The sequence below is a fragment of the Micromonospora humi genome, assembly GCF_900090105.1.
GTDB classification, from domain to species: domain Bacteria; phylum Actinomycetota; class Actinomycetes; order Mycobacteriales; family Micromonosporaceae; genus Micromonospora; species Micromonospora humi.
Window position 1 is genome coordinate 114,109 of record NZ_FMDM01000004.1, and the last position, 14,176, is coordinate 128,284.

The following is a 14,176-nucleotide window of genomic DNA, read 5'->3' on the forward strand; positions in this document are numbered from 1 at the left end:
CCCAGCCTATGCACCCGCACAGGGTGCAAGGAGGGGCCCCCTCTTAACGCCTCCGGTAGAGGAGGGGGCCCCGCTTAACACTCCGCGCCGACCGGGTCACCGGGGCTGGTTCGGGTCCTCGCGGTCGAAGCGCTGGGTGCGCTCGTCGTCGGCCGGGGACGCCGGCTGGCCCGGCTCGGCGGACTGGCGCGGGATCGCCTGGGTCGGGTCGGCCGACGGCGGCTGGCCGAACGGCGGGCCGGCCTGCGGGGAGCCGAACTGTGAGCCGGACTGTGGAGGCCCGAACTGCGCGCCGGGCTGCGGAGGCCCGAACTGTGAGCCGGACTGTGGAGGCCCGAACTGCGCGCCGGGCTGCGGGGAACCGAACTGCGGGCCGGGCTGGGCGCCCGGCTGCGGGGAGCCGAACGGCGGCGCCGACTGCGGCGCGTGCGGCGGCGCGGTGTTGAACGGCGGGGCCGACTGCGGCTGGCCGTACGGGCCGGCCTGCGGCCAGCCCGGCTGCGGCGGGGCGCCCGCGTGCGGGTAGCCCGCCGGGGCCTGGCCGGGCTGCGGGGGCACGCCGGCCGGCGGGTAGCCGCCCGGGGCCGGGTAGCCGCCGGGCTGACCGGGCTGCTGCGGCCAGCCGGGCTGGGCCTGACCGTAGACGCCGGGCTGCGGCTTGGGCTTCGGCACGTAGTAGAGCGTGCGCCAGATCTTGAACACCACGTACGCGGCGACCGCGAAGATCGCCAGCCAGGCCACCCGGGTGAGCAGCCCGAGGAACGCGTCGAGCACCTCGCCGTCGGCGAGCCGGCCGACCAGCCAGGCCAGGAACGTGAGCGCGCCGAAGAGGGCGGAGAAGGCGTACTCGCCGAACGCCACCTGGGTGATCAGTTTCGCCTTCGGCAGCACCGGGCGGACGTGGGTGGCGAGCAGGACGGCCAGCAGCGGCAGGACGGTCGCCTCCAGCCCGACGAAGGTGAAGAAGGCGCTACCCGCCCGGCCGCTGAACGTGCTGTAGTCGTCGGCCGGCACCAGCAGGCGCAGCAGGCCGACGAAGAGCAGCACGGCGTTCGCGCCGAGCAGGACGAGCGCGGCCAGTTCGCGTAGCGGTTTGGTCAGTTGGCTGGCCTGCGCGGCGTCACCGGACGCGGGCTCGGCGGGGCTGGTCACGGACTCCCCCAGGGGACGAAAGCGGACAGTTGGCGAAGTGAGCCTAGTCTCTCCGGCCACCGGGCGATCGACGGCGGCACGTGCGGAAGGATGGACGGCATGCGCATCGTGGTACTGACCGGCGGCATCGGGGGCGCCCGCTTCCTGCTCGGCGTCCGGGCGTACGCCCGGGAGGTGGGCGCCGAGGTGACCGCCGTGGTCAACGTCGGCGACGACCTGCTGTTGCACGGCCTGCAGGTCTGCCCCGACCTGGACAGCGTGCTCTACACGCTCGGCGGCGGCGCCGACCCGGAGCGTGGCTGGGGCCGGGTCGGTGAGACGTGGACCGTCAGGTCCGAGCTGGCCGCCTACGGGGCGGAACCGAGCTGGTTCGGGCTGGGCGACAAGGACCTGGCCACCCATCTGGTGCGCACCACGATGCTCAACGCGGGCTATCCGCTGTCGCAGGTCACCGAGGCGCTGGCCGCCCGCTGGCAACCCGGCGTACGCCTGCTGCCGGCCACCGACGACCGTCTGGAGACCCACGCGGTCGTCGAGGACGAGCAGGGGCGGCGGGCGATCCACTTCCAGGAGTGGTGGGTACGGCACCGGGCCGACGTACCGACGCGCCAGTTCGTCTTCGTCGGCGCGGACGCGGCGAAGCCCGCCCCCGGCGTGGTCGAGGCGATCGCCGCCGCGGACGTGGTGCTGATCGCGCCGAGCAACCCGGTGGTCAGCATCGCGCCGATCCTGGCCGTGCCCGGCCTGCGCGACGCGGTGGTCGGCGGCCCGGCCCCGGTCGTCGGGGTGTCGCCGATCATCGGCGGTGCGCCGGTACGCGGCATGGCCGACCGGTGCCTGGCCGTGCTCGGCGTCGAGTGCAGCGCGGCCGGCGTGGGCGGCCTCTACGGCGGCCGTTCGACCGGCGGGCTGCTCGACGGCTGGCTGGTCGCCCCGGAGGACGCGGGGGCCGTGGTGCCGGACGTGACGGTCGCCTCGGCGCCGTTGCGGATGACGGACGAGGCGGCGACCGCCGCGATGGTGCGCGCCGCGCTGGAGTTGATGTGAGGCTGGAGATCCTGCCGGTGCCGGGCATCGGCCACGTGACCGAGGGCGACGACCTGGCGGCGCTGATCGCCGGCGCGGCCCCCTGGCTGCGCGACGGCGACGTGCTGGTGGTCACCAGCAAGATCGTGTCGAAGGCGGAGGGCCGGCTGGTCGACGTGCCGGCGGACGGACCGGAACGCCTCGCCGAGCGGGACCGGGTGCTGGCCGGCGAGACCGCCCGGGTGGTCGCCACCCGCGGCGCGACCCGGATCGTGCAGACCCACCACGGGTTCGTGATGGCCTCGGCCGGCATCGACGCGTCCAACGTGGACAAGACCCGGCTGGTGCTGCTGCCGGTGGACCCGGACGCTTCCGCGCGGGCGCTGCGGGCCGCGCTGCGCGACCGGTTCGACCTGGACGTCGCGGTCATCGTCAGCGACACCATGGGCCGCCCGTGGCGCAACGGTCTCACCGACGTGGCGCTCGGGGTGGCCGGCATGCCGGCGATCCGCGACCACCGCGGCGAGGTCGATCCCTACGGCAACGAGCTCCACCTCACCCAGATGGCAGTGGTCGACGAGCTGGCCGGGGCCGGTGAGCTGATCAAGGGCAAGTGCGACCAGGTGCCGGTCGCGGTGGTCCGCGGCTACCTCGACGCGGCCCGCGACGACGACGAGGGCGCCCGCACGCTGGTGCGGGACGCCTCGCTGGACCTCTTCTCGCTGGGCACCGCCGAGGCGCGCGCCGAGGGCCTGCGCGCGGCGGCCCTCCTCGCCGACGGCACCGGCCCGGCGCCGGCCGATCCGGCCGCGGTGGACCGGGCGATCGCCGCGGTCGCCGAGGTGGTCGCCCCCGGCACGGTCTTCACCCACGTGACCGACCGGGAGGTACGCGAGGGGCTCGCCGCCAACGCGCCCGACTGGCCGGCCACGGCCACCGGCCTGGTGCTCGGCGCGGCGCCGGCCCCGGTCGACCGGGCGGATCTGGTCCGGTTCGGCGCGGACCTGCAACGCCTGCGCATCGCGCTGGCCGCCGAAGGGGTCCCCTCGGCCCTGCTGCCGCCGCCGGCGGGCACCACCGCCAGCGCCATGCTGGCGCTCTGACCGCGCTCCGAGACGCCCGACGGGCGGGTCAGGCGTCGAGGACCGCCCGGCCCAGCGGCGTCAACGTGTGCAGCACCGTGTTGCGATCGCGCTGGCTGACCAGCAGCCCGGCGTTGCGCAGCACGGTGGTGTGCTGGCTGGCCGCGGCGGCGGAGATGTGCAGCCGTCGGGCCATCTCGCCGGTGGTGCAGCCCTCGTCGGCGACCTGGAGCACGGCGGCGCGGGTGCGCCCGAGCAGCGCGGCGAGCGCCTCCCGCTGGGCGGCGTCGCTCTCCCGGCCGCCGCCGGCCTCGGGGGTGAGGCCGCCGAGCCGGTCGACCGGATAGACCAGCACCGGGGGCAGGCTCGGGTCGAGCAGTGCGACCGGGGTGCGGGAGCAGAAGAACGACGGGACGAGCAGCAGACCCCGGCCGTCCAGGTGCAGCTCCCGGGTGTCCGGGTAGTCGAGCACCTCGAGCACCCCGTCGGCCCAGCGCATGGCCGGCTTCAGGCTGGCCAGCAGACCTTCGGCGCCGCCGTCGAGCATGGCCCGGGCGCGGCGGGACCGGTCCGCCTCGACGGCCGCCTGGACCCGCGCCCAGTACGGCGTGACCGCCAACTCCTGGTAGCGCGCCATGGTGTCGGTGAGGTCCTGCAGCACCTCGGGTTCGCCCCGGGCGAGCGCACCTGCCGACGGAGGCAGCGGGGTCTCCCCGGCGAGCACGGTGAGGTCACGACGCAGCCTGCCGAGGGGGGTCCCCCGGACCGCTTCCAGCCCGGCCTCGAACCCGTCCCGGCTGGCGGAGGGGGTGAGGAAGTCGGGGAAGTAGCCGCGTGGCGGGTTGAGCGCGAGCAGCAGGCGGTAGCGCTCGGCCCCGGTGTCGGTGCGCAGGCCGCGTGCCACGCCCCGTCGCCAGGTGGTCGAGAGCGGGTCACGGCCGCGCCCCTGGAGCAGGTGCAGGCTGAGGACCAGTTCCCAGAGCGGGTCCGCGGCCGGGGCGACCCGGGTCCGCAGAATGTCCTCGCTCGAAAAAATGATCTTCAACATGGAGCGCTCCCGGGTGGACGCCGGAGGTGCCGGCCACCCCTGGCACTTTACCCGGCGGCACTAATCTCCATCTTTAAGCGTGACGTGAAAGACCTCGACGCCGGAAGTCGGGTTCGGCAGACTCTGAGTTGCCCGCCGACGCCGGGGCGCAGTGTCGACCCGGTCGCCGGCCGACGGGCGTGGCCGGACGGCACCACGAGGGTCTGCGGATTCGTTCCGCAGGGGTGCCGTCCGGCCCTCGCTCATCCGATCCAGAGCGCCACCCGGTGGTCCTCGTCGGTGACGTAGCACCAGCCTCCCGCCAGCTCGGCCAGCCCCTCCACGTGGTGAAACGGCGCCAGCTCCGCCACCAGGTCGGCGTCGACCCGGGCGTCCCCGCCGGCGACGTGCCGGAACCGCACGTGCCGCGACGTCACCTCGCCGCCGTGCGGGTGGTCGTCGAGCAGCACCGAGCCCTTGCCCAGCGCGTCGATCGAGCCGATCACCGCCGCGTAACCGCCGTCGCCGGTCGGCGTCATCGCGCGGAAGCCGGCCAGCACGCCGGCCGGCGTCACCCCGGTGATCGCGTACGCCCCGAGCGCCCGCGGCCAGCGCGCCGGAGCGCTGTCGTCGAACATCTCCGCCACCCCGGCCAACTCCACGTAGATCGGCTCGCCCGCGGCGGTCACCGGGAAACGCAACCCGAGCAGCACCGTGCCCGCCGGGGTGAACGCCGCCGCCTCGACGTTGAGCGGCAGGTCGTCGTCGGCCAACCGGGTCACCCAGCCCTTGGCCCGGACGGTGCCCCGGGCCCGGGTCTCCACGATGAACCGTCGCCGGACCCGCTCGCCCGGCGGCAGCAGGGACAGCGGGGCGGCGACGAGCGCGTCGTTGACCGCCCGGTGCAGCCGGAACCGGTTGCGGACCACCCGCACCGCGAGCGGCCCGGTCACCGCGTCGTCCTCCCGGAACCGGGCCACGAACGCCCGCCGGGGGCGCAGCGGCCCGCCCTTCGACCCGAAGTGCGAGCCGAAGACGTACACCCAGCCGTCGTGGTGGGCGAGGGCCTCGCCGTCCTCGGTGCGCCCGTTCTCCGGACCCGCGTCGGCCGGCACGTGGTGCGCCACCCAGTCGCCGTCGTCCCGCTCCAGCAGCAGCGCCAGGCACCGCTCCACCGGCCCCTCGTCCAGCACGGTCCAGAACCCGCGCCGCGCGCCGTGGGCCCGCAGCAGCGCGGGTGAGCGGACCGGCAGCAGGTCGCTGGCCTCGTTGCCGGCCACCAGGAACTCGACGAGTCGCGGGGTCACCGGGCCAGGGTACGGAGGCGACGCTCGTACAGTGTCCGGGTGCCCGACACCTCCCGCACCACGTACGCCGACCTGCACGCCGACGCCGTCGCGCAGCTGAACCGCTGGACGGCGACCAGCCCGGCGGCCGCCGCCGACCGCGACCGCACCCTGGCTCTGCTGGCCGCCGGGCCGGTGACGATGAGCCGCGCGCACCGGCCCGGGCACGTCACCGCCAGCGCGCTGATCCTCGACCCCACGGGCAGCCGGGTGCTGCTCTGCCTGCACCGCAAGTTCCACCGGTGGGTGCAGCTCGGCGGGCACTGCGAACCCGAGGACCGCACCCTGGCCGCCGCCGCCCTGCGGGAGGCCACCGAGGAGTCCGGCATCGCCGGCCTGACCCTCGACCCGGTGCCGATCGACGTCGACGTGCACCCGGTCGCCTGCCAGGGCGGCTCACTGCACTACGACGTCCGGTACGCGGTGTTCGCCCCGGCCGGCGCGATCGAACGGATCAGCGACGAGTCCGCGGCGCTGGGCTGGTTCCCGCCGGACCGGCTGCCGGAGCCGCTCGCCGACGGGACCGCCCACCTGGTGGCGCCGGCGCTGGCCGTGCTGGCCCGTCGCGCCGCCGGCTGAGGACACCCCGCCCGCGCGACGGGTGCCCGGTCAGACCAGACCCTCGTCGCCACGCTCCTTGAGCTGGTCGACGACCCGCTTCACGTCCTGCGCCCGGTCGCGCGGACAGACCAGCACCGCGTCCGGGGTGTCCACCACGATCAGGTCGTGCACGCCGACCGTGGCGACGAACCGGCCGGAGTGCGGCACCACCACGGTGCCGGTGGTGTCGTGCAGCAGCACGTCCGGCTTCCCGTCGCCGCCGAGCACCACGTTGCCGGCGGCGTCGGCCGGAAGCACCTCGCCGAGGGTGTGGAAGTCGCCGACGTCGTTCCAGCCGAAGTCGCCCGGCACGGTCGCCACCCGGCCGGCGGTCGCCGCGCCCTCCATCACCGCGTAGTCGACCGAGATCTTCGGCAGCGTCGGCCACACGGTGCCGAGCACGTCGTCCTGCTCCGGGGTGCCCCAGGCCGCCGCGATGGCGGTGATCCCGGCGTGCAGCGCCGGCTGCTGGCGGGCCAACTCCGCCAGGAAGACGTCCACCCGCCAGACGAACATGCTGGCGTTCCAGAGGTGCCGGCCGGAGCGGAGGTAACCCTCGGCCACCTCGACCGCCGGCTTCTCCTTGAACTCGCGCACCGGTCGCAACGGCCCGCCGTCCACCGGTTCGCCGGTCTCCAGGTAGCCGTAGCCGGTCTCCGGCCGGGTCGGGGTGATGCCCACCGTCACCAGCAGCCCCTGCTCGGCGCCGCGGATCGCCTGCCGCACCACGGCGGCCAGGCGGTCCGGGTCGGCGATCAGGTGGTCGGCCGCGAACGAGCCCATCACCGCGTCCGGGGCACGCTCGGCGATCACCGCGGCGGCCAGCGCGATGGCCGCGCAGGAGTCTCGCGGTGAGGGCTCCACCAGGACGTTCTCCTCCGGCAGGCCAGCCAGTTGCCGGGCCACCGCCGCGGCGTGCGCGGCCCCGGTGACCACCAGCGTGCGCTCCGGCGTGGTCAGCGGCGCCAACCGGTCGACCGTGGCCTGCAGCAGCGAGGCGGGGGTACCGGTCAGCGGGTGGAGGAACTTGGGGTGGCCGGCGCGGGACAACGGCCACAACCTTGTGCCGCTGCCGCCCGCCGGGATGACGGCGTAGAACATCAGCACATCATGCCCGAAGCGGGCGAGTTGCCACGGCGCGTGTGCGGCGCGCCGTGGCGGACGCTCAGGAACGTGCCCGCCGCCAGGCGGCGATGTGCACCTCCGCGCTGGACTCCCAGGTGAACTCCTTGGCCCGGTCGAAGCCGGCCTTGGCCAGGGAGAGCCGCCGCTGCTCGTCGTCGAGCAGGGCGGCCAGGTCGGTGGCGATCTGGTCCGGGTCCTCACTGGTGTAGGCCACGGCGTCGCCGCCCACCTCGGGCAGGGAGAGCCGAGGCGTGGTGAGCACCGGGGCCGCGCACGCCATGGCCTCCAGGATCGGCAGCCCGAAACCCTCCCCGTAGGACGGGTAGGCGGCGACCAGCGCGCCGCCGAGGAACCCGGGCAGGTCGGCGTAGCGCAGGTAGCCGGGGCGGAGCAGCCGCAGGTGCGACGGGACCTCGGCCACCGCGCGGTCGATGTCGTCGTCGTGGCCCTGGCCGCCGGCCACCACCAGCACCGGCGGGTTGGGCCGGTCGGCCACCGCCCGGGCCCAGCCCCGGATCAGGTTGGGTACGTTCTTGCGCGGCTCCTTGGCGCCCAGGAACGCGACGTAGCTGTTGTCGCCCAGCCCCAGGCGGGCCCGGACCCGGGCCTTCTCCTCGTCGCCCGGCGCGTGGAAGGCGGCCTGGTCGACGCCGTGGTAGGCCACGTCGATCCGGGTCGGGTCGGCGTCCAGCAGCCGGATCAGCTCGTCGCGGGTGGCCTTGCTCGGCACGATCACCCGGGCGGCGCGGCGCAGCGAGGTCTTGATGGCGCTGCGGAAGAACGTCCGGCGCGACTTGTCGTAGTGCTCCGGCTCGGTGAAGAACGTCGCGTCGTGCACGGTCACCGTCACCGGGCATCCGGCTCGCAACGGGCAGGTGTAGAACGGCGAGTGCAGCACCTCCGCGCCGACCTGCTGGGCCAGCAGCGGAAGGCCGGTCTGCTCCCAGGCGAGACGCGCCGGGCGGTGCGCCACCGCCGCCGGCGCGGGGATGATCTCGGCCCCGGGCAGCATCCGGGTGTAGCGCTCCAGGTCGGTGCGGAGGCTCACCACGGCCAGGTCGACGCCGTCGCCGCAGACCCGGCCGAGCGCGCCGAGCAGGCCGTCGACGTATCTACCGACGCCGCCGCGATCGGCGGGGACACTCGTGGCGTCGATGAGAACGCGGGGCGGGCGACCGGCGGTCACGGGGCGACTCCTCAGGTGGCGCGGTTGTGGGGAAGAACACTGTCGGCAAGCCTACGCCGGGCGGGGTGTCCGACGCTGACTGCGACCCGACGGTACGCCGACTTGTCGTTGTCATCGAGTACGCGCCCGGGGCGCGTATCGTTCGCGCCGATGGCCGACAACATTGCCCGGGTGTTCGCCGACGCGATCGCGACCGACCCCACCCGACCGCTGCTGACCTGGTACGACGACGCCACCGGCGAACGCACCGAGCTCTCCGGCGCGACGCTGGCGAACTGGGTCGCCAAGACCGCCAACCTGCTCGTGGACGAGGCCGGCTGCGCGCCCGGCGATCCGGTCGGCGTACTGCTGCCGCCGCACTGGCAGACCGCCGCGGTGCTGCTCGGCTGCTGGTCGGCGAAGCTCACCGTGGTGGACGCCCCGGGGCCGGTGGAGATGCTGTTCACCGCCGTCGACCGGGTCGACGAGGCGGCCCGGTGGCCGGCCGGCGAGCGGTACGCGCTGGCGCTGGACCCGTTCGCGCTGCCGATGCGTCAGGTGCCGGCCGGGTGCGCCGACTTCGTCGGCGCGGTACGCGCCCACGGCGACCACTTCACCCCGTACCCCGAGGCCGGCGAGGGCGACGCGGCGTTGCTGGCCCGCGCGGAGGCCCGCGCCGCGGAGCTGGGCCTCACCCCCGGCGACCGCCTGCTGGTCGACGTGACCCGGCACCCCGACCCGGTCGACTGGCTGCTGGCCCCGCTCACCGCCGGCGCCAGCGTGGTGGCCTGCGCCCACCCCGACCCGACCCGCCACCCCTCCCGCGCCGAAACCGAGAAGGCCACCCACACCCTCCCCTGACCCCCGCCCCTCCCTCCCCGCGATCTTGCACTTTCGGCCCCGGATCGGGGGCGTTCACCCCTTTGGTCGGGGCAGAAACCGCACGATCGGCGAGGAGAGGGTGGGGTCAGGAGGGTTGGCGCTGTCGGGCCAGGGTGGCGAAGGCCGTGAGGGACTCGGGGTTGGCCAGGGCGCCCTTGGCGGCGGCGCGGTCGACCGGGGTGCCGGTCAGGATCTTCTTGACCGGCACCTCCAGCTTCTTCGCGCTCAACGTGCGGGGCACGGCGCGGACCTGGTGGATCTCGTCCGGCACGTGCCGGGGCGACAGCGCGGTCCGCAGCTCGCGGCAGATCTTCTTCCGCATGTCGTCGTCCAGCTCCAGGCCCTCGGCGAGCACCACGAACAGCAGCAGCTCCCCCGCGCCGCCCTCGTCGTCCTCCAGGTGCACCACCACCGAGTCGACCACCTCGTCGAGCCCCTCCACCACGGAGTAGAACTCGGCCGTGCCGAGGCGCACGCCGCCCCGGTTGAGCGTGGCGTCGGACCGGCCGGTGATGACGCAGCCGCCACGCTCGTTCACGGTGATCCAGTCGCCGTGCCGCCACACCCCCGGATAGACCTCGAAGTACGCCTCCCGGTAGCGGTCGCCGTCCGGGTCGTTCCAGAACCCGACCGGCATGCTCGGCATCGGCTCGGTGATCACCAGCTCACCGAGCTGGCCGATCACCGGGGAACCGTCGGCGGAGCGGGCCTCCACCTTCGCGCCCAGCGCCCGGCAGGCGATCTCACCGGCGTACACCGGGAGCAGCGGCACCCCGCCGACGAAGCCGGTGCAGACGTCCGTGCCGCCGGAGAGCGACTGGAGCTGGAGGCGGTCACCGACGTTCTCGTACACCCAGGTGAAGCCCTCGGCGGGCAGCGGCGCGCCGGTCGAGCCGAGGCCGCGCAGCGCGGACAGGTCGGCGACGTCCCGCGGCACCAGCCCGGCCTTGCGGCAGGCCAGCAGGAACGGGGCCGAGGTGCCGAAGTAGGTGGTGCCGGTATCCGCCGCCAGCCGCCACAACGCGCCCAGGTCCGGGTGGCCCGGGTTGCCGTCGAACAGCACGATCGCCGCGCCCACCGCCGGCCCGGAGACCAGGAAGTTCCACATCATCCAGCCGGTGGTGGTGAACCACAGGAACCGGTCGAACGGGCCCAGGTCGTGGTGCAGCGCCAGCATCTTCAGGTGCTCCAGCAGGATGCCGCCGTGCCCGTGCACGATCGGCTTCGGCAGCCCGGTGGTGCCGGAGGAATAGAGCACGTAGAGCGGGTGGTCGAACGGCACCGGGGTGAAGGACAGCGGCTCGTCGGTCTCCGCCGCCAGCTCCGCCCAGGCGAGCGCGCCCTCCGGCACGTCACCGGCGGGGTCGAGGTACCCGATCGCGACGGTGTGCCGCAGCGACGGCAGCGCGGCCCGGATCGCGGCCACCTCGGCGCGCCGGTCCACCGGCTTGTCGCCGTAGCGGTAGCCGTCCACCGCGACCAGCACGGTGGGCTCGATCTGCTGCCAGCGGTCGGTGACGCTGCGGGTGCCGAACTCGGGCGCGCAGGACGAGAAGATCGCGCCCAGGCTCGCGGTGGCGAGCAGCAGGACGTACGTCTCCGGGATGTTCGGCGCGTACGCGGCCACCCGGTCGCCGGGTCCCACGCCGAGCCGGCGCAGGCCGGCGGACACCCGACGGACCCGGTCGCGCAGCTCCGCGGCGGTGAGCGTCTCCGGCGCGCGGGTCTGGCCGTGCGCGATCACCACCGGGGCGTCGTCGCCGAGCCCCGGCATGCGCAACACGTTCTCCGCGTAGTTGAGCGTCGCGCCGGGGAACCAGCGGGCGCCGGGCATGGAGCGCTCGGCGAGCGTGGCGGTCGGCGGGGTGTGCGCCACCACCTGGAAGTAGTCCCAGATCGAGCGCCAGAACGCGTCCAGGTCGGTCACCGACCACTGCCACAACGCGTCGTAGTCGGCGAACTCCAGCCCCCGGTGCTCGGTCAGCCAGCGCAGGTAGTCACCGATCCGGGACCGTTCACGCACGTCGGCCGGCGGCGTCCAGAGCACGTCACCCACAGTTCCACCCTCCCTGGGGCCCGGCACGACACTGTGCATGGGCCGTGGCGCCATCTTGCCCTACCTCGTGCCGCCATTCTCCGCACCGGCACCCGCCCACGGGGCGTGCCCACCCCACACCCCCCGCCCCCTCCCCATGTGGGATGTAAGGAGGGGCCCCTTGTTAACGCATTCTGCAGAGGAAGGGGCCCCGCTTAACACCTCAGGCGGCGCGGTGGGCCTGGATGGCGCGGCGACGGGCCAGGCGGTGCGCCCGTCGGATCTCCGCCTCCCGGAAGCGGCGCTCGTCCTCGGGTGTCTCGGGCAGCACCGGGCGCACCGCGCGGGGCGCGCCGCCGACGTCCACCCCCACGAAGACCAGGTACGCGGTGGCGACCCGCACCGGCTCGTCCTCGGCCGAGTCCCAGCGCTCGCCGACCACCCGCACCCCGACCTCCATCGAGGTGTTGCCGGTCCAGTTGACCTGGGCGTGCGCGTGCACCAGATCCCCCACCCGGACCGGCTCGGAGAAAACGATCTCGTCGATGGAGGCGGTGACCGCGGTGCCGCCGCTGTGCCGGGCCGCCGCGGCGCCGGCCACGTCGTCGACGAACTTCATCAGTACCCCACCGTGCACGGTCCCGTACAGATTGACATCGACGGCGGTCATGATGCGACTCAGCGTGACGCGGGAGTACGAGGTCGGCTTACCCGGCGGGACCGCGGGATGATCTGTCATGCCGGAAACGGTACGGTGCGCGGATGCGACATCTCTGGAGCTTCCTCGCCGGGTTGGTGGTGGCGCCCGTCACCTGGGTGCTCGTCACCCTCGGTCAGGACGGATCTGGGCGGACCGTCAACCGCTGGGTGGAGATCGGTACGTACAGCACCCCGAACCTGATCGAGCCGGCCGTCTATCTGGGCGTCGCCGGCGTCCTGCTCGGCCTGCTCGGCACACTGCGCTTCTCGCCGCTCGGCCCGCTCGTGGCGGGACTGCTGCTCGTGGTCCCCTACCTCGGGCTGTTCGTCGCGCCGTTCACCGTGCGGGACCGGGTGCCCGGCGACCTGAAGCTGCTCGGTGACCCGCTGCCGCTGCGCCAGCCGCTGGACAATGGCACGCTGTTCCTCATCGGCATGCTGCTGCTGATGGCCGTGTTCAGCGCGGGGCGGTGGCGGCGCCGACCCGTGCCGGCGACGGACGGGGCGGAGCTGACCCCGGACGTCACGCCGGCCGAGCAGCGGCCCGCGTCCACCGACTGGCCGCCGCCCGGCCCGCCGAAGGATCCGGACACCGCCCCGCTCACGCTGGCCTACCCCGAGAACCCCACCGAACCCCTGCCCCGCCGCACCGGCGGCGAGTCGCCGTGGTCCGCCCCGCCGCGCGGCGGCAACCGGCCGGACGACCTGACCGACCGGCGTTGACAGCGCGGGCGGGCCGGGGTCGACCCCGGCCCGCCCGCCCGAACGCCTCGGACCCCGGTCAGCCCTTGAGCAGCTGGCGGGCCATGACGATGCGCTGCACCTGGTTGGTGCCCTCGTAGATCTGGGTGATCTTGGCGTCCCGCATCATCCGCTCGACCGGGTAGTCGCGGGTGTAGCCGTAGCCGCCGAGCAGCTGGACCGCGTCGGTGGTGATCTCCATGGCGGCGTCCGAGGCGAAGCACTTCGCGGCCGCGCCGAAGTAGGTCAGGTCCGCGTCGCCCCGCTCGGACTTGCCGGCGGCGGCGTACGTGAGCTGCCGGGCCGCCTCCAGCTTCATCCCCATGTCGGCGAGCATGAACTGGATACCCTGGAACTCGGCGACCGCCTTGCCGAACTGCTTGCGCTCCTGCACGTAACCCTTGGCGTAGTCCAGCGCGCCCTGCGCGATGCCGATCGCCTGCGCCGCGATGGTGACCCGGGTGTGGTCGAGCGTCTGCATGGCGGTGGCGAAGCCGGTGCCCTCCGCGCCGATCATCCGGTCGGCCGGGATCCGGACGTTGTCGAGGTAGACCTCGCGGGTCGGCGAGCCCTTGATGCCGAGCTTCTTCTCCGGCGCGCCGAAGCTCACGCCCGGGTCGGACTTCTCCACCACGAAGGCGGAGATGCCCTTCGAGCGGGCTGTGGGGTCGGTCACCGCGAAGACGGTGTAGAACTCGGAGACCCCCGCGTTGGTGATCCACCGCTTCACGCCGTTGAGCACCCAGTGGTCCCCGTCACGTACCGCCCTGGTGGTCATCGACGCCGCGTCGCTGCCCGCCTCCGGCTCGGAGAGGCAGTAGGAGAACATCGCGTCGCCGGAGGCGACCGGGGTCAGGTATTTCCGCTTCAGCTCCTCGGAGCCGGCCAGCAGCAGCGGCATGGTGCCCAGCTTGTTCACGGCCGGGATCAGCGAGGACGAGGCGCAGGCCCGGGCCACCTCCTCGATCACGATGGCCGTGGCGAGCGCGTCCGCGCCGGCGCCGCCGTACTCCACCGGGACGTGCGGGGCGTGGAAGTCGGCCGCCCGCAGCGCGTCGTAGGACGCCTTCGGGAACTCACCTGTCTCGTCCGCCTCGGTGGCATGCGGAGCCACCTTGGCCGCACAGACCTCACGGACCGCCTCCCGGATCGCCTCGTGCTCCTCCGGCAACCGGTAGACGTCGAACGACTGCTCTGCGGCCATGTCGGCCCTCCCCTTCCACCGCTATCATGCGCAGTCTGTGCCGCCCGGGGGCCGCCGACTGCCGCAGACTGAAGAATAGCCACCAGGCCCGA

Annotated in this window: 13 protein-coding genes; 5 read left to right on the plus strand and 8 right to left on the minus strand. The window is 74.1% G+C overall.

Going from position 1 to position 14,176, the window contains the following annotated elements; translation table 11 throughout:
• Positions 1 to 96: 96 nt before the first annotated feature.
• Positions 97 to 1,152 carry a hypothetical protein gene (locus GA0070213_RS08835; protein ID WP_091060470.1) on the minus strand — a complete coding sequence of 352 codons (1,056 nt, stop codon included), beginning with the start codon at positions 1,150 to 1,152 and terminating at the stop codon, positions 97 to 99.
• 99 nt (positions 1,153 to 1,251) lie between these two features.
• Here GA0070213_RS08835 and cofD point away from each other — a divergent pair, with 99 nt between their 5' ends.
• Together cofD and GA0070213_RS08845 are read left to right on the plus strand one after the other, a co-directional pair.
• Positions 1,252 to 2,199, plus strand: coding sequence for a 2-phospho-L-lactate transferase (gene cofD, locus GA0070213_RS08840; RefSeq protein ID WP_091061471.1), 948 nt, complete (start codon positions 1,252 to 1,254; stop codon positions 2,197 to 2,199).
• Positions 2,196 to 3,281: a coenzyme F420-0:L-glutamate ligase gene (locus GA0070213_RS08845; protein ID WP_091060474.1), complete on the plus strand. Its 1,086-nt coding sequence runs from the start codon at positions 2,196 to 2,198 to the stop codon at positions 3,279 to 3,281. Before cofD ends, GA0070213_RS08845 begins: the two co-directional genes overlap by 4 nt.
• Before the next feature lie 28 nt (positions 3,282 to 3,309).
• On the opposite strand, the gene GA0070213_RS08850 is transcribed toward GA0070213_RS08845, so the two are convergent.
• The gene (locus GA0070213_RS08850; RefSeq protein ID WP_091060477.1) at positions 3,310 to 4,308 is read right to left on the minus strand and encodes an ArsR/SmtB family transcription factor; all 999 of its coding nucleotides are present in this window, start codon (positions 4,306 to 4,308) and stop codon (positions 3,310 to 3,312) included.
• Positions 4,309 to 4,550: 242 nt separating this feature from the next.
• Complete coding sequence (locus GA0070213_RS08855; RefSeq protein WP_091060481.1) at positions 4,551 to 5,594, minus strand: hypothetical protein; 1,044 nt, start codon at positions 5,592 to 5,594, stop codon at positions 4,551 to 4,553.
• Positions 5,595 to 5,633: 39 nt separating this feature from the next.
• Here GA0070213_RS08855 and GA0070213_RS08860 point away from each other — a divergent pair, with 39 nt between their 5' ends.
• Complete coding sequence (locus GA0070213_RS08860; RefSeq protein ID WP_091060486.1) at positions 5,634 to 6,212, plus strand: NUDIX hydrolase; 579 nt, start codon at positions 5,634 to 5,636, stop codon at positions 6,210 to 6,212.
• 30 nt (positions 6,213 to 6,242) lie between these two features.
• On the opposite strand, the gene GA0070213_RS08865 is transcribed toward GA0070213_RS08860, so the two are convergent.
• Complete coding sequence (locus GA0070213_RS08865) at positions 6,243 to 7,334, minus strand: mannose-1-phosphate guanylyltransferase (protein ID WP_091061473.1); 1,092 nt, start codon at positions 7,332 to 7,334, stop codon at positions 6,243 to 6,245.
• Between the two features lie 64 nt (positions 7,335 to 7,398).
• Entirely contained in the window at positions 7,399 to 8,544 is a 1,146-nt protein-coding gene (locus GA0070213_RS08870; protein WP_091060489.1) for a glycosyltransferase family 4 protein, read from the minus strand.
• A gap of 150 nt (positions 8,545 to 8,694) precedes the next feature.
• Here GA0070213_RS08870 and GA0070213_RS08875 point away from each other — a divergent pair, with 150 nt between their 5' ends.
• Positions 8,695 to 9,384, plus strand: coding sequence for a TIGR03089 family protein (locus GA0070213_RS08875; protein WP_091060493.1), 690 nt, complete (start codon positions 8,695 to 8,697; stop codon positions 9,382 to 9,384).
• 106 nt (positions 9,385 to 9,490) lie between these two features.
• Here the strand turns inward: GA0070213_RS08875 and GA0070213_RS08880 are convergent, their stop codons facing one another.
• A complete protein-coding gene (locus tag GA0070213_RS08880) occupies positions 9,491 to 11,461 on the minus strand; it encodes an acetoacetate--CoA ligase (RefSeq protein WP_091060496.1) in 1,971 nt (656 codons plus the stop codon).
• A gap of 202 nt (positions 11,462 to 11,663) precedes the next feature.
• On the minus strand, positions 11,664 to 12,179 hold the full coding sequence (locus GA0070213_RS08885) for an acyl-CoA thioesterase (protein WP_091060500.1): 516 nt from the start codon (positions 12,177 to 12,179) through the stop codon (positions 11,664 to 11,666).
• A 23-nt stretch (positions 12,180 to 12,202) separates the two neighbouring features.
• Here GA0070213_RS08885 and GA0070213_RS08890 point away from each other — a divergent pair, with 23 nt between their 5' ends.
• Complete coding sequence (locus GA0070213_RS08890) at positions 12,203 to 12,862, plus strand: hypothetical protein (RefSeq protein WP_091060503.1); 660 nt, start codon at positions 12,203 to 12,205, stop codon at positions 12,860 to 12,862.
• A gap of 58 nt (positions 12,863 to 12,920) precedes the next feature.
• On the opposite strand, the gene GA0070213_RS08895 is transcribed toward GA0070213_RS08890, so the two are convergent.
• Positions 12,921 to 14,084 carry an acyl-CoA dehydrogenase family protein gene (locus GA0070213_RS08895; protein WP_091060506.1) on the minus strand — a complete coding sequence of 388 codons (1,164 nt, stop codon included), beginning with the start codon at positions 14,082 to 14,084 and terminating at the stop codon, positions 12,921 to 12,923.
• Between the last annotated feature and the right edge of the window lie 92 nt (positions 14,085 to 14,176).

Coding starts and splice junctions, on each gene's coding strand:
- cofD (WP_091061471.1), top strand. CDS start 1,252: ATGCGCATCGTGGTACTGACCGGCGGCATCGGGGGCGCCCGCTTCCTG.
- GA0070213_RS08850 (WP_091060477.1), bottom strand. CDS start 4,308: ATGTTGAAGATCATTTTTTCGAGCGAGGACATTCTGCGGACCCGGGTC.
- GA0070213_RS08865 (WP_091061473.1), bottom strand. CDS start 7,334: ATGTTCTACGCCGTCATCCCGGCGGGCGGCAGCGGCACAAGGTTGTGG.
- GA0070213_RS08875 (WP_091060493.1), top strand. CDS start 8,695: ATGGCCGACAACATTGCCCGGGTGTTCGCCGACGCGATCGCGACCGAC.
- GA0070213_RS08885 (WP_091060500.1), bottom strand. CDS start 12,179: ATGACAGATCATCCCGCGGTCCCGCCGGGTAAGCCGACCTCGTACTCC.
- GA0070213_RS08890 (WP_091060503.1), top strand. CDS start 12,203: ATGCGACATCTCTGGAGCTTCCTCGCCGGGTTGGTGGTGGCGCCCGTC.
- GA0070213_RS08895 (WP_091060506.1), bottom strand. CDS start 14,084: ATGGCCGCAGAGCAGTCGTTCGACGTCTACCGGTTGCCGGAGGAGCAC.